Source organism: Hungatella effluvii (genome assembly GCF_003201875.1).
GTDB lineage: Bacteria > Bacillota > Clostridia > Lachnospirales > Lachnospiraceae > Hungatella > Hungatella effluvii.
On sequence record NZ_QJKD01000003.1, the window covers coordinates 275,878 to 294,578 of the forward strand.

The window sequence follows — 18,701 nt, forward strand, 5'->3', positions numbered from 1 at the left end:
TCACATATTCCATGTATAGTAATACATGTAACAGAGAAAAACCAAACAAAACTTTTTTTCATACTCTGGCCGGCAAGAATCCCCCTCTTGCCGGCCCCTCCCTTTTTATCAGCAATTATTCTTTACATCAAAGCTGGGATTAAAAGCATAAAAATTCTTACTGTCTAAATTATCCTGGGTAATCCGCAGCGCTTCTCCAAATCTCTGGAAATGCACCACTTCTCTTTCCCTTAAGTAACGGATTGGGTCACAGACCTCCGGATCCTTCACTACGCGCAGAATATTGTCGTAGGTGCTCCGGGCCTTCTGTTCCGCCGCCATATCCTCTACCAGATCGGTAATCGGATCGCCTTTCGACTGAAACTCGCAGGCATTAAACGGAATTCCGCCTGCAGCCTGCGGCCAGATCCCTGTGGTGTGATCAATATAATAAGGCCCAAAGCCTGATTCCACAATCTGCTCCGGCGTTAAGTTCCTGGTGAGCTGATGAACGATCGTCGCTACAATCTCAAGATGAGCGAGTTCCTCTGTTCCGATATCCGTGAGGAGTCCCTTGCACTCCTTATATGGCATGGCGTAGCGCTGGGATAAGTAGCGCATGGAGGCACCCATTTCGCCGTCTGGGCCACCATACTGACTCATAATAAACGTCGCCATCTTCGGATTCGGTGTTGTAATATTTACCGGATACTGTAATCTTTTTTCATATCTCCACATCAGCCGCACTCTCCTTCCCAAGGCCACGGATTGTTGACCCAGGTCCAGTAATTATCGGACCGGACTTCGTCAAACATCAGCGGGCCGCACTGAGCCTCATAGGCATCCATTGCCTGTTTCCGTAAATCTGATACATATTGGTAGTAATTCAGCGCATCCTGATCACTGGGATGAGTATCCAAATAGAGAATCACATCGTCCATAGCGAAGCTCGCCTCATAGACTGCTTGGAGCAGAGCGCTGCAGTTCATATCGGTATTTGCCATTATCTGCACCTCCCCATGGAAAACGGTTTATCCAGATCCGGGAAAATTGTCCCTCTGTTCATTGCTTTTTCAACCGGATAGACCTGCTGCCAGCGTTGCCACGGAACGTATGTCATGCCTACCGGAAACTGATCGATATCACAGGATGAATTCATAGAACCGGAATTCGTCGGCATTTCTGGGCGAACGACTGATTCACGGCCTGACATTACCTCCCGGCGAGCGACCGTACCTGAGTCCATCGGTGCATTCGACTGCGGCATTGCACCACGGCCCATTGGCATTTCCGGCTGCGGCATAGTTCCACGCCCCATCGGCATCTCCGGCTGCGGCATAACTCCGCGTCCCATTGGCATTTCCGGCTGCATCATCGATCCGCGCCTCATCGGCATTTCCGGCTGCATCATCGATCCGCGCCCCATCGGCATCTCCGGCTGCGGCATAACTCCACGCCCCATCGGCATTTCCGGCTGCATCATCGATCCGCGATCCATGGGCATTTCCGGCTGCATCATCGATCCGCGCCCCATCGGCATTTCCGGCTGCATCATCGATCCGCGATCCATGGGCATTTCCGGCTGCATCATCGATTCGCGCCCCATCGGCATTTCCGGCTGCATCATCGATCCACGACCCATCGGCATATTCGGCGGCATTGCTGGTCCACGCCCCATCGGCATATTCGGCGGCATCACCGGCCCTGGTCCCATCGGCATCTCCGAACGCATGTTAGGTCCACATCCTGCCGGGATATTCGGCGGCATCTCCGGCCCTGGTCCCATCGGCATATTCGGCTGTGTCACTCCTCCACGCCCCATTGGCATCTCCGGAGGCATCGCTGGCCCCGGCCCCATCGGCATATTCGGCTGCGTCGCTCCCCCGCGCCCCATCGGCATATTCGGCTGTGTTGCGCCTCCGCGCCCCATCGGCATCTCCGGCGGCATCGCCGGTCCTGGCCCCATCGGCATATTCGGCTGCGTCGCCGAATCGTGGCGAACGGCCGGGCCGGATCCCAGAGGAAGATCCGGGCGGATCACCGGGCCTGGGCCCATTGGAACATCCTGACGGCCTTTAGCGCCCTGCGGCACTGGCTGGCAGCCAGGACATCTTTGTTTCGTATAACAATCCATAGGATGAAATACTCCTTTCAATATGATGAGTTTCTAATATCAATTTATGAAAGGAAGGCTTTCTTGTGCAGGGCCAACGCATATTTTTCCATTTTGTTCAAATTGTGATCCGTGGCAGGGGCACTCATAGCGCCCGTCCATCCGATTATATACAAGCCTACAGCCCAGATGAGGACATCGGGGAACCTTTGTCATAGCGCCACTCATGAGTCCGGCCGCAGAATAACCGGCATGGGAAAGAAATGTGGACGCCGCCGCTTTGGGCCTGAACCGCTGCGGAGTAAATACCTCGTCATACGGCGTCCTTCTTCCCATAATCTGCGCTGTCACGATCCTGGCCGCAGCCATTGATGTCGTCATGCCCCATTTTCCAAATCCCGTTGCCACGTACCAGTCTGCAAGCACGCCGGAGAAATGGCCGATGTAAGGCACACTGTCCACACTCATGCAGTCCTCGGCCGACCATCGTCCGTATTCCTCCGTGTTCGGATAAAAATGTTCTCTCAACCGCCGCATCTCTTCGTAAGGATTCTTTTTCGGACACTTTCCAGTCCGATGGCTTCCATGGCCCAAAAGAAGTGTATCCCCCGCGCTCCGGAAGGAATAGGAGTTTTTATCAATCCCCAGATACATTCCCTCCAGCTCCTTTACAGGCCCTAGTGCCATCACATAGCTCTTTTCCTGATACATCCGCAGAAAATAGAAACCCGGAATATTTACAAATGGAAAATGACACGCAAATACAATGTGAGCCGCCTTTACCACACCTCTGTTCGTGATAATCTCATGCCCCTTCACCTCACGGACAGTCGTCCGCTCATAGACCGTTAAATCCCCGGAGAGCGCTTCGATGAACTCCAGCGGGTGAAACTGTGCCTGATCTGCAAAACGCACCGCACCGTGAACAGGAAACGGAAGCTCCGTCTCCCGGACAAAGGAAGCCGGTATGCCGCATCGGGCGGCACAGTCCGCCTCCTGCCTCAAAATTTCCGACTCATTAACCGAAAATAAATAGGCATCCTTCTTCTCAAAGTGGCATGCAATGCGGTATCTGTCAATTAACTTCTCATAATCCCGAATAGCCTGCTGGTTCGCCATGGCGTAAGCGGCGGCATGCTTCTCCCCCATTGTGTTTACAAGCTTCTGGTAAATCAGGTTATGCTGGGATGTAATTTTCGCAGTCGTATATCCCGACTGGCCGCTTCCGATCCGGTTGGTCTCCAGCACAATCACTTCTTTTCCCTGTTCCTTCAGATAATGGGCCGCAAGAATACCAAAGAGTCCGGCTCCGATTACTGCAACTTCTGTTTTCTTATTACCAGGAAGCGGATTTCTTCCAGGTATTTTCGTTGTTTGTGTCCAGATTGATTTCATATTTTCACCTCATGGTTATCATTCCCCGATATCCTGAAATTTACTTCTTCCTTTTCTCCTTCACCTGTATTTCTATTGACAAAGCCAGAACAGTTTGATATAGTTCTAAAAAGAACAGTTCATTTTAAAACCAATTACAACTGTTACTCTATCAGTCAAATACTCCGTTGCATGCGGCAGGGTATTTGACCCACGCGGCAGTCGCCAAATGCTCGAACAGCCAGCCAAATGCTCATTCAAACAGCCTGGCACCCGGCTGGCTGCTCGCGGAAATCCAAAGAAAAAGAGGTGAATCATATGGAGACTCGCGATATTTTATCCGGAGCAAAGTCCTTTCACAAGATTTATAATCAGGTCATTCAGACCGCAGCTACACGGCACCATTTATCGCTGATGGATGCCGACATTATTCTATTTCTCTACAATAACCCGGATTACGATACAGCAAAGGACATTTCCTATTTCCGCATGCTGGCTAAATCAGGGGTATCGGCTTCCGTAGAGTCGCTGACCGGCCTGGGATACCTGGAGAGTCACGAGGACACCGCCGACCGCAGAAAAATTCATTTAAAGCTGACAGACGCCGCCGCCCCTGTCGCCCGGGATTTAAAACGGACGCAGGAGGATTTCTTCAAACGGCTGAACCGTGGGATTTCAGAGGAAGAACGGCAGATGTTCTCTGATCTTTTAAAACGGATGATGGATAATCTGAAACAAACGTAATCAAATCTCCCGCAGCTAGAAACAGAGGCATCAAACTTGAAGCACCGTAAGCAGCAGGGTATTTGAAGCGCCGTGAGCAGCAGAGTATTTGACCCTCGCAGCAGTCGCCAAAGGCTCATGCAGGACTCGCACTTAGCTCATTGCCCGCGGGAATAAACAAGAAAACAAGAGAAAAGAAGGTCTTACCATGTTAGTAAAAATCATTGTATGTCTGTTTGCAGGCCTCGGAGCCGGCTTCGGCACAGGCTTTGCCGGAATGAGTGCGGCGGCCGTCATCAGTCCCATGCTCATCACATTTTTAGGAGTCCCTGCCTATCAGGCGATCGGCATCGCTCTGGCCAGCGACGTTCTCGCCAGCGCCGTATCGGCCTACACCTACGGAAAACACAAAAACCTCGATATCCGAAACGGTATCGTGATGATGGCCGCTGTCTTAATCTTCACCCTGATTGGAAGCTACATCTCCTCCCTGGTTCCCAATCACGCCATGGGGAACGCTTCCGTCTTCCTCACCATGCTTCTGGGCATTAAATTCATAGTGAGACCGGTCCTCACGACCAAAGACGCACAGGCCTCCAAGACCATGCGGCAAAAGCTGATCCAGTCCATACTGAGCGGCATTGTGGTCGGTTTCATCTGTGGATTTATCGGCGCAGGCGGCGGTATGATGATGCTTCTGCTGCTGACGAGCGTGCTGGGATATGAATTAAAGACCGCCGTCGGAACCAGCGTATTTATCATGACGTTCACGGCTTTGACCGGGTCCCTCTCTCATTTTGCCATCGGCGGCATGCCGGATCTGTTCCTGCTCGTACTCTGTATCCTGTTTACCTTCCTGTTTGCCCGAATCGCCGCCGTATTCGCAAACAAAGCAGATCCAAAACTTTTGAACCGGTTGACCGGCGTTATTCTGTTTCTGCTGGGAGCTGTCATGCTTCTCGTAAAGTAGGCTGTAACAGTTTAGCCTTCGCTCCCGGCTGCCACTGCCCGGCCCGGTGCTCTCGGTTCCCAGACCTTTCCAGTTCCGGTTTCGGGCATAAGCATTTCTAAATGTACAGGATTTTTCTAAAAACCCGTGAAAATCCCCAAACTCGCTGCGCTCAGACAGGTGGGGATTTCCCCTGAACGAAAAATTCTGCCCATTAAGAACTGCTAATATCCTGCAAAGTCACTGGAAAGGTCTGGGAACCGAGAGCACCGGGCCGGGCAGTGGCAGCCGGGAGCGAAGGCCGAACTGTTACAGTAGGTTCAATATTTACCGAAATCCTCCTTGATTTCACGCCTGTTTTATACTACAATGAAGTTAATAATTGCAAAAACAGGAGGCAGACCACATGAGTTGGTTTCAAAAGAAGACAATCCCCACTCCGTCACCGGCGGAATCCGAGCCCGTGATCACAGAAAGGGCGGAAGAAAGCAAGTTGGAACGTGACGCATGCTACCGGCATCTGTCGGAAGTCATGGATACGCCCGCAGACCGCGGAGTTGTATTAAAAGTATACATAGAGAATTTCAAACGACTGAATCAGGTATTCGGTTACGATTACTGTGAGAACCTTTTAAGCCAGATTCTCGCCTATTTAAAAGAAAAGACAGGAAAACCTGTTTATCACTACATCGGTGTGGAATACATCATGATCCTCGACCAGTATTCACAGGGACAGGCGTCCGATCTTGCAGAAGAGATCGCCGAACAGTTTGATCACGCCTGGAAAGTGAACGGAACGGACTGCCTCTGTTCCGTACAGATGGGTATGTGCTCCTATCCCGGACACGCCGCGACGCCGGACGAGCTGTTAAAATGTCTCGACCTGGCAGTCTTAAGAGCGGAAGAAGGCGGACCGAACCAGGCCATTATGTTCGACAGTACGCTTCAGAAGCAGCTGCTTCGCCGCCACACCATCGCATTATACTTGAAGACCGCCATTGAAAAAGAAGAGATTGAGGTCCGTTACCGCCCGACGCTTAATATGGAGACCGGAAAGTTCAGCCGCGCAGAGTTTTATATGCGCATCTTCATCAAGGGGCTGGGACTCATCGGAGCCAGCGAGGTTCTTCCAATCGCTGAAGACTCCGGCCAGATCCGCTCCCTCGAATATTTCGCCCTGGATAAAGTGGGCCAGTGTATCGCAAAGCTCACCGAGGCAGGCAAGGAATTCGATTCCATCGCTCTCCCGATATCTTCTATCCTCTTTTTGCAGGAAGATTTTCTGGATGAGGTCAGACGCGTCATCGACACCTACCAGATCCCCAAGGGCAAGCTTGCCATCGAGATCCAGGAAAGCGCCCTAACCACAGCATACTTAAACATCAACATCATGCTGCAGGAACTGTCCGACATGGGCGTAGAGCTGGTGTTAAATGAATTCGGTTCCGGATATTCCGGCGTAGCCACCATCCTGGAGCTTCCGGTCAACACGCTGAAGCTGGAGCGTTTATTCGTATGGCAGCTGGAGACGAACCCGAAGTCGCGCTGCGTGATTGAAGGACTGATCCACATCGCCAAGGACCTGGATTTAAACATCATCGCAGAAGGTGTGGAAACCGAGAATCAGGTGAATATCCTGACGAACGCCGGTTGCGACTACCAGCAGGGTTTTTACTACTCCCCGACTCTGGAGCAGGACACGTTGCTTAAAGTGATCGACAATACCTTTGCCGATTCCATCTCTCTGCTAAACGAAGAGAAAGAAAAAATGACAAGAGCATAAACACACATAAAAAACGCCTGCCGCCAGGAAACACCAGTTACAGAAGTAACCGTTCCCGCCGACAGGCGTTTTACACTCTGGTACTATTTACGTTTTATCTCCTGTGCCATTACTCACTTCCTGCCGCAGTACGTAAACGCCATATATCCTTAATTCCTATCCTTAATTCCTATCCGAGATTCCTTTTCATAATTCCTATCCCAGCACCAGCCGTGCCTTCTCTCCCGCGTTCCGACAGGCCTGTGTCGCCTGACTGCATTCCTGGGACTTATCGTAGTAATAGCGAATAATGTCCTTTCTGGTGATGATTCCGATGAAATTCTTCTGGTCATCTACCACGGGAACAAAGTTTTGGTTCAGCGCCTTGTCGATTAAATCTTCCATGTTGGAGTTGGCATATACCGGACGGTTGTCCAGTCTCCGGTCGATCGCCGCCACGGTTACGCGCTCGGCCTCCTTTAAGCTTAAATTAAACTTATTCTTGATTCCCCAGAGCATATCGCCCTCTGTGATGGTTCCAATGTATCTTCCCGTTTTGCTGATAATCGGTACCGCGGAGTACTTGTGATACTCCATCTTCTCAAGGGCCTGCCGCAGAGTCTCGTCCTCATAAATATATGCCACTTCACACTTTGGTGTTAAAAAAAACAATATGTTCATAGCCGCACTCCCGTCACATTATTTTCGTCTTTATTATAGCATATTACCTTAGTTCACATATGAACAAATTATTATTTTTTTATAACATTTTAGTAGTAACAGTTCAGCCCTCACTTCCGGCTGTCGCGGTCCTTCCCGGCGCTTTCGTTTCCCGGACCTTTCCTGTTCCGGTTTCGGGCATAAGCATTTCTAAATGTGCAGGATTTTTCTAAAAACCAGTGAAAATCCCCAAACTCGCTGCGCTCAGACAGGTGGGGATTCCCCCTGAACGAAAAATTCTGCGCATTAAGAACTGCTAACTAATCCGCCGAATGTAATGAGGGGGACTCTCCTCTCCCCTGCAAAGTCACAGGAAAGGTCCGGGAAACGAAAGCGCCGGGAAGGACCGCGACAGCCGGAAGCGAGGGCTGAACTGTTACTTTTAGTATCCCAGATCCTCGTTGATAAACACGACTTCCGCCTCCACACCGTTACAGGGGCGATCCTGGATGACAGTCGCTCTGCAGATGCGTTCCGGACTGTTGCAGTCGTAGCAGCGGTCCCCTCCATTCGCCGCACAGGGCGTCTTCCGGTTCAGACGCAGCGCATTTTTCGGCGCCGCCACGTTCTTTGCACGCATAAGTGCACTGTGCATATCGGGCGAAATCTTGTTTCTGCCTACCAGATAGTACACCTTCTGAGGCCCGTAGATTGTCATGGAGACACGGTTGCCGGTCCCGTCGATATTGACGATCTCCCCTGTTTCGGATACCCCGTTGGCACTGCAGATATAGACCTCTGCCTGCTTCGCCTTCTTAAGCGTCTCTGCCCCTGGCTCCAGCCAGTGCCAGGTCAGCGCACACTCCCCGTCCAGAACCTCATTCAGTTTTATCTCCTGCAGCGTCACACTGCCTCCCAGTGCCACCGCCTTCCCCTTCACCATCTCTTTTATGTAGGAAGCCGCTTCCTCCCCTGTCTCGAAATATGCAGTATGAAATCCATGCTTTTCAAAATTCTTCTTCAGTACATCGTAATTCATTATTTTTCTCCTTTCCCTGACTGCCACACATAAAAATGCCGCTCACAAACCTCATTTTCATTATACCACATCCCCATCTCCATTTACACAAAAAAACAGAACAGAAAACTTCAATAAGCCTTCTGCCCTGCCTTCTTTTCTTCACCGTATGGTATAGCCCGGTCCGCACGCTCTCACTGCATGAAATCCAGCGGATCTACCGGATGATTCTCGTGCTCCAGCTCGAAGTATAAGTTCGCGCCTTCAATCGAATAATATTTCGTAGGTTCGGCCACATAGCCCAGAACGTCGCCCTGAGCGACATATTCATTTTCCACTACCTGCAGTTCCTTTAACTGGCCGCAGACAGCCGTATAGTCATTTCCCATGTTGAGAATGACGTAATTGCCCAGTTCTTCATTAGAACCGATCTCCTGGATTTTTGCGTTTGCAGGTGCTACGACCGGTGTGCTCACGGCGCCCTGAATGACGATGCCCGGATTACATTTATACTGATCAAGAGTCGGGAAATAGATAGTGGACTCCATGCTGTAATCCAGAATGACATTTCCTGATACCGGCCATGCCATCTTTGTTGCATCGTTAAAATTGAGGACAAGCGCTGCGGCCGCCTCCTTTTCCGCTCCGGCCTTAACCGCCGGGGTTTCTGCTTCTGTCTCTGCTTTCGCTGTAGCCTTGGCGGAATCAGCAACCTGTGTATCCGCATCCAGATTCTGCTCAGCGTTGGAATCACCGGCAACTGCTACCTGGTTTTCCTGTGGTATCGTCTCTTCTGCAATGACACCCTTCTGGTCCGGAACTTCAAGATATGGACTCTGGCCGTCATTGTTTCCTCTTTGAATGGTAATGACTCCTGCCGCAGCTACTATAGTCAGCAGGCCTAAAACCAACAGGACAAGGAATACTTTATCCTTGAACAATTGACTCATTTTCTCTTTCACGTTTATCACCTCGGTAATATTCTTACCAAAGGAGAAAGAGTTATTCAGAAATCAGAACAATATTTTTATAAAAAAATCCAAGAATCTCTTCCGCGGTCTTTCCCTCCTCCGCCATACACTTCGCACCGTACTGGCTGAGCCCGTAACCGTGGCCCACACCCTGGCAGACCGCCCGGATTCCGCCGTCGTATTCCTCCAGCGTATAGGATGGAGACGGCAGCCCCAGCGCATACTGGACCTCCTCTCCGGTATACACCTTTGTACCGATCTGAATCTGTCCCACGTAACCGCCGTCGTCTCGGACGATGATCTGAATGGACTGAGGAAGCTGGCCTGCATCAACAGGCACGCTGTCGGCGATCTGATTAATCCTGCCGGCAAAATCTTCCTTGCTCCAGGTCATCATGGTCAGGTAGCCTTCCGCCTCCACATCGCGTTTGCTGGCCACCGCCTGCAAATACGGATGGCTCTCATCTCCGGTTCTCGTCATCCCGGTGCTGGCCCGGTGAAACAGCGGCTCAATGAGCTTGCCGTCATAGGTGATCACCTCGCCTGCCGTCGAGCGCACGGCCTCTTCCACCGCCTGAAAATACGTCACAAAGGACTCGCTTCCCCACATGGACTCCATCTGCTTCTCCTCCAGATATTCCATATGAAGCTCCGATTCCTTCACCTCGTCCTGACCGTTCATCTTCTGGTAAATAAACGTCCTGGCAATCACAGCCTGCGCCCGCAGCGCTTCCTTCCCATACTCGGCCGGAATCTGCTTTGCCACAACTCCGGGCAGATACTCTTCCACGTCCATATAGGATTCCCCGTTTTTCCGGTCCAGAATCACTTTTTTTCCGCTGGTAATGAGCGGTACCTGCTTCTTTTCCTCGATTCTGCCTGTCCATGCCAGGGTTATTATATATGGAAGCAGCAAGGCCATGACGCATATCATTACAACTTTTTTTGCCACCAAAAACCTCCGCAAGTTCCTTTAAAAAATTCTATGCGGACAATTCTCGTTTATGCAGAAACGTTCCTTTTCCTTCCCACTCCACGTGATTCCCACAAACACGGAGCACTGTTTTCCCAGAGAGGTTACGGCGTTTTCCAGTGGCAGACCACTGAGATACACCTTTTTCGCCCCCGCCTGGTAAAAGGCTTCTGAAAATGCCTTTTCCTCCACCTCCGTCAGTTCCTCCGGCACGCACACTGCAATCCGCGGCTTTTTTATGGTGATACCGATCAGACGCTTCACAAAGGAGTGATCGTACCCCAGAGCCCGGTGCAAATAATAACGGAACATATTTGCAGATAATGTGAAATAGGCAACGATTCCCCTCCGCAGCGCATTGACGGCGACAGCAGGAGTCGGCGGAGCCTCCATCGCCTCCTCCGCCTCATTTCCCATGGCTATAATCAGTCCGGTATCCCTGTTTACAAGAGCCATGGATGATTCTTCCAGCACAATACCTCTGTTTTTCACGTAAATCATTATTTTCGACGGTTCAAATCCCCGTTTTCCGACTGTACTCTCTGTCATATTCTCCCCCGTTTTCCTCTTTTCAAATCAAGAATGCTCATCAAATCCCCGCCGCAGGCGGCACTCAAAAGCAAAACGGCGGGAAAATGCCGCCCGCTGTTCCGTCCTGCCGACGGCGCTTCTCGCTGCATTTTCCCACCGTAATTCTCTTAAGCGCTTATTCTGCACTGCCTTACTGATTTGCTTCTATTTCTACCTTCACCTTTTCCAGATGCCAGATGTCGTTTACATACTCCTCGATCGTACGGTCTGAGGTGAATTTACCGCTGCAGGCCACATTCAGAATAGCCGCTTTTGCCCACCAGGTCTCATTGCGGTAAGCCTGATCGACCTTCTGCTGCGCTTCCGCATAGGACGGGAAATCCTTTAAGATGAAGTACGTATCTGCGCGGTCGCTGCTCTGCGTATTCAGGAGAGAATTATAAATGTCACGGAACAGCTCAGGATCCTGCGGAGCGAAGTAGCCGTTGATCAGCTGCATCAGAACGCGGCGGATCTGGTAATTATTGTTAAAAATCTCCATCGGATTATATCCGCCCTTGTTCTCGTAGCCGATCACCTCGTCGGAGGTCATACCGAAGATAAAGGCATTCTCGGCTCCAACCTCTTCCACAATCTCCACATTGGCGCCGTCCATGGTTCCCAGGGTCAGCGCACCGTTTAACATAAACTTCATATTTCCGGTACCGGATGCTTCCTTGCTGGCCGTAGAAATCTGCTCGCTGACGTCGGCCGCCGCGAAAATGATCTCCGCATTGGACACCTTATAGTCCTCGATGAACACCACCTTGATCTTTCCGTCGATGGATTTGTCGTTATTGATTACATCTGCCACAGAATTGATCAGCTTAATGGTCAGTTTCGCCCTCTTATATCCGGCCGCCGCCTTGGCGCCGAAGATAAAGGTTCTCGGAACCATATCCAGGTTGGGATTATCCTTCAGCTGGTTGTATAAATAGATCACATGAAGAATGTTCATCAGCTGGCGCTTATACTCGTGAAGGCGCTTTACCTGAACATCGAAGATCGAGCGCGGGTCCACGTCGATTCCGTTGTGTTCCTTGATGTATTTGGCCAGACGGACCTTGTTCTGGTACTTGATGTCCATGAACTCCTGCTGGCACTTCGGATCATCTGCGTATACCGCCAGACGGTGGATATGAGGCAGATTGGTGATCCATTCGCTTCCGATCTTTCCAGTCACCCATTCAGCTAACAGCGGATTGCCGTGAAGCAGGAAACGCCTCTGTGTGATGCCGTTGGTCTTATTATTGAATTTCTGCGGCATCATCTCATAGAAGTCACGCAGCTCTTCCTTCTTTAATATCTCGGTGTGCAGCCTTGCAACGCCGTTGACGGAGAATCCGCCGACGATGGCTAAGTTGGCCATGCGCACCTGGCCGTCGTAAATGATGGCCATCTTGCGGATCTTATCCTGGTTGCCCGGATACATCTGCTGAATCTGCTCCACAAAGCGGCGGTTGATCTCCTCCACGATCTGGTAGATTCTCGGCAGCAGTCTGGAGAACAGCTCGATCGGCCATTTTTCCAGAGCCTCGGACATGATGGTGTGATTCGTGTAGGCACACGTCTTCGTCGTCACTGCCCATGCCTCATCCCAGGTCAGGTTAAACTCATCCAACAGGATACGCATTAATTCCGGCACAGCCACGGTGGGATGGGTATCGTTTAACTGGAACACTGTCTTCTCGAAGAATTTATGAATATCCTCATGCTTTTCCATATACTTCTTAACCGCTCTCTGAACGCTGGCAGAAATGAAAAAGTACTGCTGTTTTAATCGGAGTTCCTTTCCTGCGTAGTGGTTGTCGTTAGGATACAGAACCTCGACAATGGTTTTCGCCAAGTTTTCCTGCTCCACTGCCTTCTGGTAGTCTCCCTTGTCGAAGGAATCCAGACTGAAGGTATTGATTGCCTCCGCATCCCAGATTCGCAGCGTATTCACCACATTGTTGCCGTAGCCGACGATCGGCATGTCGTAGGGAACGGCGCGGACGGACTGATATCCCTCCTGAACGAAATGCTCTCTGCCGTTCTCCCAGACAGTTCTCACGTAACCGCCGAATTTTACCTCCGTCGCATACTCGGCACGGCGTACCTCGAACGGATAGCCGTTCTTTAACCAGTCATCCGGAACTTCCATCTGATATCCATTTTCAATCTTCTGCTTGAACATACCGTAACGGTAACGGATGCCGCAGCCGTATGCCGGATAGCCCAGCGTCGCCAGGGAATCTAAGAAGCAGGCGGCAAGACGGCCGAGGCCGCCGTTGCCGAGAGCCGGATCCGGCTCCTGATCCTCGATGGCGTTTAAATCGAAGCCAAGTTCATCTAAAACTTCCTTCACTTCCGGCAGCGCCATGATATTGATGATATTGTTTCCAAGGGCACGGCCCATTAAAAACTCCATGGAGAGATAGTACAGGGTTTTCGCATCCTGCTTCTCATACTCCTTGTGGGTTGCAATCCACTCATCGATGATGACATCCTTTACTGCGTAGGCAACTGCCTGGAACGCCTGCTCCGGGGTAGCCTCATCGATCGTCTTGCGGAATACGTTTTTTACGTTATAAATAACGCTTTTCTTAAAGGTTTCTTTATCAAATCCCATACTCATTGTGAATGACCTCCTATCGGTTATTTCAATCTGAGAGAATCCTAGCCTCGTATTACTGAACTTTTTCAACGCCCAGAGTGACATTCTCACCATTGATGTTCCATTCCTTCGTATATCCCGCTGCCTTACCCGGTGTGATGCCTTCTGCGAGGACCTCGCTCTTTATTTCTTCGCCGTGCGCGCCAAAGATTCCGGCAATCTTCTCATTGCCTTCGCTGGTGATGAGGATATGGTCCATAACCTCAAAGCCGGCTTCCTTACGCATCGTCTGAATCTTGCTGATCAACTCGCGGACAAAGCCTTCCTCGATCAGTTTTGGTGTCAGGTTCGTGTCAAGCACAACCGTAACGGTATTATCACCTTCCGATACGTAGCCCTCCATCTGAGCCGTATCGATCAGTAAATCTTCCTTCGTCAGAACCACCTCGCTGCCGTCAAAGTCGAACGTGAGGGCGCCCTTTTCATTCAAAGTATCCATGGCGGTGTTGCCGTCCACCTCGGAAAGGGCCTTTCTGATGTTGTTTAACTGTTTTCCATATTTTGGTCCGACAGTCTTTAACTGCGGCTTAAAGCTGTAGCTGGTGAAGTCGCGGACATCGTCTGTAAAGACAACTGTCTTTACATTCAGTTCATCCTCGATGATCTCCTGATAGAATACGGAGAGCTCATGAGGCGCCTTCACGAACATCCGGCCGATCGGCTGGCGGTTCTTGATATTCGCCGTATTTCTGGCCGCACGGCCCATAACTACGATCTTTAAGACCTCGTCCATGTTGTCTTCCAGCTTCTCATCGATGCAGGATTCATCCGCTGCCGGATAATCGCATAAATGGATGCTCTCCGGCGCTGTCTTATCGATATTGCACACCAGATTCTGATAGATCTGTTCCGTCATAAACGGAATCATCGGCGCTGCCACCTTGCTGACGGTCACAAGCGCGGTATAAAGGGTCATATAGGCATTGATCTTATCCTGTTCCATGCCCTTTGCCCAGAAACGCTCACGGCTTCTTCTCACATACCAGTTGCTCATGTCATCCACAAACTCCTGAAGTGCTCTGGCCGCCTCCGGGATCTGGTAATTACCCAGATTGGCGTCCACGGTCTTGATTAAAGTATTTAACTTCGACAGAAGCCATTTATCCATAACCGGAAGCTTATCGTATTCCAGTTTGTATTTTGCTGCATCAAATTCGTCAATATTTGCATAGAGAACAAAGAAAGCGTACGTATTCCATAAAGTACCCATAAACTTGCGCTGGCCTTCCATTACGGCCTTGCCATGAAAGCGGTTCGGCAGCCACGGCGCACTGTTGATATAAAAATACCAGCGGATGGCGTCTGCGCCGAATTCATCCAGAGCCTGGAACGGATCAACCGCGTTGCCCTTGGACTTCGACATCTTCTGTCCATTCTCATCCTGTACGTGGCCCAGAACGATAACGTTCTTATATGGCGCCTTGTTAAAGATCAGCGTTGAGATAGCCAGCAGAGAATAGAACCATCCTCTCGTCTGATCCACAGCTTCGGAGATGAAATCCGCCGGGAACTGCTGCTCAAACAGCTCTTTATTCTCAAATGGATAGTGGTGCTGCGCAAATGGCATGGAACCGGAATCGAACCAGCAGTCGATTACCTCCGGAACTCTCTTCATCTGCTTCCCGCACTTCGGGCAGGTGATGGTCACCGCGTCGATGTATGGGCGGTGAAGTTCGATTGTCTCGGGGCAGTCAGGAGACATGGACTTTAATTCCTCGATGCTTCCGATAGAATGCTGGTGGCCGCACTCACACTCCCATACGTTTAAAGGAGTACCCCAGTAACGGTTCCGGCTGATGCCCCAGTCCTGAACATTCTCCAGCCAGTCGCCGAAGCGTCCCTTACCGATGCTCTCCGGGATCCAGTTGATGGTGTTATTGTTGCGGATTAAGTCTTCCTTCACCTCGGTCATCTTGATGAACCAGGATTCTCTCGCATAATAGATGAGAGGCGTGTCACATCTCCAGCAATGCGGATAGCTGTGCTCAAATACCGATGCAGAGAACAGTAAGCCCCGCTCTTCCAGATCCTTTAAAACCAGCGGATCGGCCTTCTTACAGAAGGTGCCCTCCCATTTCGTCTCCTTCGTCATCTCGCCCTTGGAATCCACCAGCTGAACGAAAGGAAGATCGTATTTCTTACCAACCTTGGAGTCGTCTTCACCGAATGCCGGAGCGATATGAACGACGCCGGTACCGTCTGTCAGCGTTACGTACGTATCGCAGGTCACATAGAATGCCTTCTTCGCCGGATGTACGAAATCAAACAGCGGCTCGTACTCCTTGAACTCCAGATCCTTTCCGGTGTAGCGCTCCAGTACAGTGTATTCACTATTCAGAACCGTATCACACAAAGCTTCCGCAAGATAGTACGTATATTCTCCGTTTTTCACCTTCACATAGGACTCGTTCGGATTCACACAGAGCGCCACGTTGGAAGGAAGCGTCCACGGTGTGGTCGTCCACGCCAGTATATAAGCGTCCTCGCCCTTCACCTTGAATCTGGCGATAGCGGAGCGTTCTTTCACATCCTTGTAGCCCTGTGCCACCTCGTGGCTGGACAGCGGCGTTCCGCAGCGCGGACAGTAGGGAACGATCTTAAAGCCTTTGTATAACAGGCCCTTTTCCCAGATCTGCTTAAGAGCCCACCACTCGGACTCGATATAGTAGTTCTCATAGGTAACGTACGGATCATCCATATCAGCCCAGAAGCCGACGGTCTTGGAGAAATCCTCCCACATGCCCTTGTACTTCCATACGCTTTCCTTGCAGTGCTTGATAAATGGCTCGAGACCGTATTCCTCGATCTGCTCCTTGCCGTCGAGCCCCAGCATCTTCTCCACTTCCAGTTCGACTGGAAGTCCGTGGGTATCCCATCCGGCCTTTCTCGGCACGTCGCATCCCTTCATGGTACGGTATCTCGGGATCATATCCTTGATGACACGGGTAAGGACATGGCCGATATGAGGTTTTCCGTTGGCGGTTGGAGGGCCGTCATAGAAGGTATAGGTTTCAGCCTTTTTTCTGTTATCGATGCTCTTCTGGAAAATCTCGTGATCTTCCCAGAATTTTTCAACTTCTTTTTCTCTCGCTACAAAATTTAGATCTGTAGGAACTTTGTTATACATCTCTTTTGACCTCCTTTATGAATAGTAAAAAAAGAAGGCCTTCGTCCCGTAATCAGGACGAAGGCCGTGCTTCGCTAAACCACCTATTACAGCATACTGACATATGCGTTCCCTGTAACGTAGGAATCACGTCCTGGCTTACTGCTTACACAGCTTTCAGCCGGAGACTCCAGAGTGATATTCGGTCCCATGACTACTCTCACCAGGCTTTCACCCTCCCTGGCTCGCTTTGGATTTCCCACGGTCCTACTGTCTCTTTCATCGTCTTTTTTCCTATAATATAATGGCAGGTTATGCCTTATATGTCCTCTCATTATAGATATTATGGGAGGAAATGTCAAGTAAAAGACGAAATTTCGGGCATCTGTGGCGTATTTTCGTCATTCTGCCCCGTAACGGGCCCACTCCCCATTGGTCCCTATTACTTTTTGATACCATTCGAACGACTTCTTCCTCATCCTCTTTCCCGTTCCATTGCCTTCGTCGTCCAGATCCACATGGATGAAGCCGTATCGCTTCTTCATCTGTCCGCTGCCGGCGCTCACCAAATCGATGGGCGCCCACGCCGTGTAGCCGAGTAAATCCACGCCGTCCAGCTCCACGGCATCCATCATGGCGCATATATGCCGCTTTAAATAATCGATCCGGCAGTCGTCTGCAACGTTTCCGTTTTCGTCTGGAAAATCCTGTGCTCCCAGACCATTTTCCACGATAAACAGCGGTTTCTCATACCTGTCATAGATCTGGTTTAAGGTGATCCGAAGTCCCAGGGGATCGATCGGCCAGCCCCATTCGCTGTACGTCAGATACGGATTTTTCGCAGAGGCAAAAAGATTGCCCTCCGCCGATTCCGCGCTGTCTGCCGTAGAGACACAGCGGCTGTTATAATAGGAAAAGGAGATAAAGTCCACCGTCCCCGTCTTCAATATCCTCTTGTCCCCGTCTTCCATCACAGGCATAAGTCCCTCCCGTTCAAGCGCTCTCGCTGCATAGGCCGGATACTCCCCTCTGGCCTGCACATCGACGAAGAAATAGTTCTCGCGGTCCTTTTTCAGTGCTTCCCACACATCCTCCGGCCTGCAGCTGTACGGATAGACGCTCCCCGCCGCAAACATACAGCCGACTCTGTTCTCCGGATTAATTTCGTGTGCCATCTGCACCGCCAGGGCGCTGGCAATCAGTTCATGATGAGCGGCCTGGTATTTCAGTTTTTCCCTCTCGTCCCCGTCCTGAAACAGAAGTCCCGCGCCCAGGAACGGAGCGTGCAGAATCATATTGATCTCGTTAAAGGTCAGCCAGTATCGCACCAGCTCCCGGTAGCGGACAAACAGCGTGCGGCAGAGTTTCAAATAGAAGCCGATCATCTCCCTGCTCCGCCATCCGCCGTACTTCTCGATTAAATGCACTGGACAGTCAAAGTGACAGATGGTCACCAGCGGCTCAATGCCGTATTCGTGACACGTCCGGAACACCTCCTCATAGAACCGCAGCCCCGCCTCGTTTGGCTCCTCTTCCTCCCCTCCGGGAAATATCCTCGTCCACGCAATACTCATGCGGTAGACTTTAAAGCCCATCTCGCCGAAGAGGCGTATGTCCTCCCGGAAATGGTGAAACATGTCAATGGCCTCGTGAGAGGGATACCGGTGCTCCCCGTCGCAGACAAGCGATACGTGCTCTCCCCGTATCACTGCTTCACGGTCCGGTCCTGCCGGGCACACGTCCACATTGGAGAGTCCTCTTCCGTCCTCCTGCCAGCCGCCCTCGCACTGGTTTGCCGCAGTGGCGCCTCCCCAGAGGAAATCTTTACTCAGTCCCATTTTCCGATC

At 50.9% G+C, this 18,701-nt stretch carries 16 protein-coding genes; 3 read left to right on the forward strand and 13 right to left on the reverse strand.

The window, feature by feature from the left end; genetic code table 11:
- Positions 1 to 108: 108 nt before the first annotated feature.
- From DFR60_RS07155 to DFR60_RS07170, 4 genes are read right to left on the reverse strand one after another with little or no spacing between them, the layout of a single operon-like run.
- Complete coding sequence (locus tag DFR60_RS07155; RefSeq protein ID WP_110322278.1) at positions 109 to 717, reverse strand: manganese catalase family protein; 609 nt, start codon at positions 715 to 717, stop codon at positions 109 to 111.
- The gene (locus tag DFR60_RS07160; protein WP_002602947.1) at positions 717 to 983 is read right to left on the reverse strand and encodes a spore coat protein CotJB; all 267 of its coding nucleotides are present in this window, start codon (positions 981 to 983) and stop codon (positions 717 to 719) included. The genes DFR60_RS07155 and DFR60_RS07160 overlap by 1 nt, the downstream gene beginning before the upstream one ends.
- Positions 983 to 2,113, reverse strand: coding sequence for a spore coat associated protein CotJA (locus DFR60_RS31135; protein ID WP_146218583.1), 1,131 nt, complete (start codon positions 2,111 to 2,113; stop codon positions 983 to 985). The genes DFR60_RS07160 and DFR60_RS31135 overlap by 1 nt, the downstream gene beginning before the upstream one ends.
- Positions 2,114 to 2,152: 39 nt before the next feature.
- Positions 2,153 to 3,487, reverse strand: coding sequence for an FAD-dependent oxidoreductase (locus DFR60_RS07170; RefSeq protein ID WP_110322280.1), 1,335 nt, complete (start codon positions 3,485 to 3,487; stop codon positions 2,153 to 2,155).
- Positions 3,488 to 3,784: 297 nt separating this feature from the next.
- On the opposite strand from DFR60_RS07170, the gene DFR60_RS07175 reads away from it, so the two are divergent.
- The 3 genes from DFR60_RS07175 to DFR60_RS07185 all read left to right on the forward strand — a co-directional run bounded on the left by DFR60_RS07175 (position 3,785) and on the right by DFR60_RS07185 (position 6,921).
- Positions 3,785 to 4,210 carry a MarR family winged helix-turn-helix transcriptional regulator gene (locus DFR60_RS07175; protein ID WP_110322281.1) on the forward strand — a complete coding sequence of 142 codons (426 nt, stop codon included), beginning with the start codon at positions 3,785 to 3,787 and terminating at the stop codon, positions 4,208 to 4,210.
- Positions 4,211 to 4,397: 187 nt separating this feature from the next.
- Positions 4,398 to 5,159, forward strand: a complete 762-nt coding sequence (locus DFR60_RS07180; protein WP_110322282.1) for a sulfite exporter TauE/SafE family protein — start codon at positions 4,398 to 4,400, stop codon at positions 5,157 to 5,159.
- A gap of 385 nt (positions 5,160 to 5,544) precedes the next feature.
- Positions 5,545 to 6,921, forward strand: a complete 1,377-nt coding sequence (locus DFR60_RS07185) for a GGDEF domain-containing phosphodiesterase (protein ID WP_110322283.1) — start codon at positions 5,545 to 5,547, stop codon at positions 6,919 to 6,921.
- Positions 6,922 to 7,116: 195 nt separating this feature from the next.
- Here the strand turns inward: DFR60_RS07185 and DFR60_RS07190 are convergent, their stop codons facing one another.
- The 9 genes from DFR60_RS07190 to DFR60_RS07225 all read right to left on the reverse strand — a co-directional run bounded on the left by DFR60_RS07190 (position 7,117) and on the right by DFR60_RS07225 (position 18,692).
- The gene (locus DFR60_RS07190; RefSeq protein ID WP_110322284.1) at positions 7,117 to 7,581 is read right to left on the reverse strand and encodes a CBS domain-containing protein; all 465 of its coding nucleotides are present in this window, start codon (positions 7,579 to 7,581) and stop codon (positions 7,117 to 7,119) included.
- A gap of 421 nt (positions 7,582 to 8,002) precedes the next feature.
- Positions 8,003 to 8,599 (reverse strand): lactate utilization protein, encoded by a 597-nt coding sequence (locus DFR60_RS07195; RefSeq protein WP_110322285.1) that lies wholly within the window; start codon positions 8,597 to 8,599, stop codon positions 8,003 to 8,005.
- 173 nt (positions 8,600 to 8,772) lie between these two features.
- Positions 8,773 to 9,540, reverse strand: a complete 768-nt coding sequence (locus DFR60_RS07200; protein WP_002602938.1) for a M23 family metallopeptidase — start codon at positions 9,538 to 9,540, stop codon at positions 8,773 to 8,775.
- Between the two features lie 40 nt (positions 9,541 to 9,580).
- Entirely contained in the window at positions 9,581 to 10,501 is a 921-nt protein-coding gene (locus DFR60_RS07205; protein WP_110322286.1) for a SpoIID/LytB domain-containing protein, read from the reverse strand.
- 21 nt (positions 10,502 to 10,522) lie between these two features.
- Positions 10,523 to 11,071: a rod shape-determining protein gene (locus tag DFR60_RS07210; protein ID WP_110322287.1), complete on the reverse strand. Its 549-nt coding sequence runs from the start codon at positions 11,069 to 11,071 to the stop codon at positions 10,523 to 10,525.
- Positions 11,072 to 11,243: 172 nt separating this feature from the next.
- Positions 11,244 to 13,709, reverse strand: coding sequence for a glycogen/starch/alpha-glucan phosphorylase (locus DFR60_RS07215; protein WP_110322288.1), 2,466 nt, complete (start codon positions 13,707 to 13,709; stop codon positions 11,244 to 11,246).
- 52 nt (positions 13,710 to 13,761) lie between these two features.
- Positions 13,762 to 16,875 carry an isoleucine--tRNA ligase gene (gene ileS, locus DFR60_RS07220; RefSeq protein ID WP_110322289.1) on the reverse strand — a complete coding sequence of 1,038 codons (3,114 nt, stop codon included), beginning with the start codon at positions 16,873 to 16,875 and terminating at the stop codon, positions 13,762 to 13,764.
- Positions 16,876 to 16,961: 86 nt separating this feature from the next.
- Positions 16,962 to 17,117, reverse strand: a complete 156-nt coding sequence (locus tag DFR60_RS30295; protein ID WP_167437540.1) for a hypothetical protein — start codon at positions 17,115 to 17,117, stop codon at positions 16,962 to 16,964.
- Between the two features lie 138 nt (positions 17,118 to 17,255).
- Entirely contained in the window at positions 17,256 to 18,692 is a 1,437-nt protein-coding gene (locus DFR60_RS07225) for a 6-phospho-beta-glucosidase (RefSeq protein ID WP_110322290.1), read from the reverse strand.
- Positions 18,693 to 18,701 lie beyond the last annotated feature (9 nt).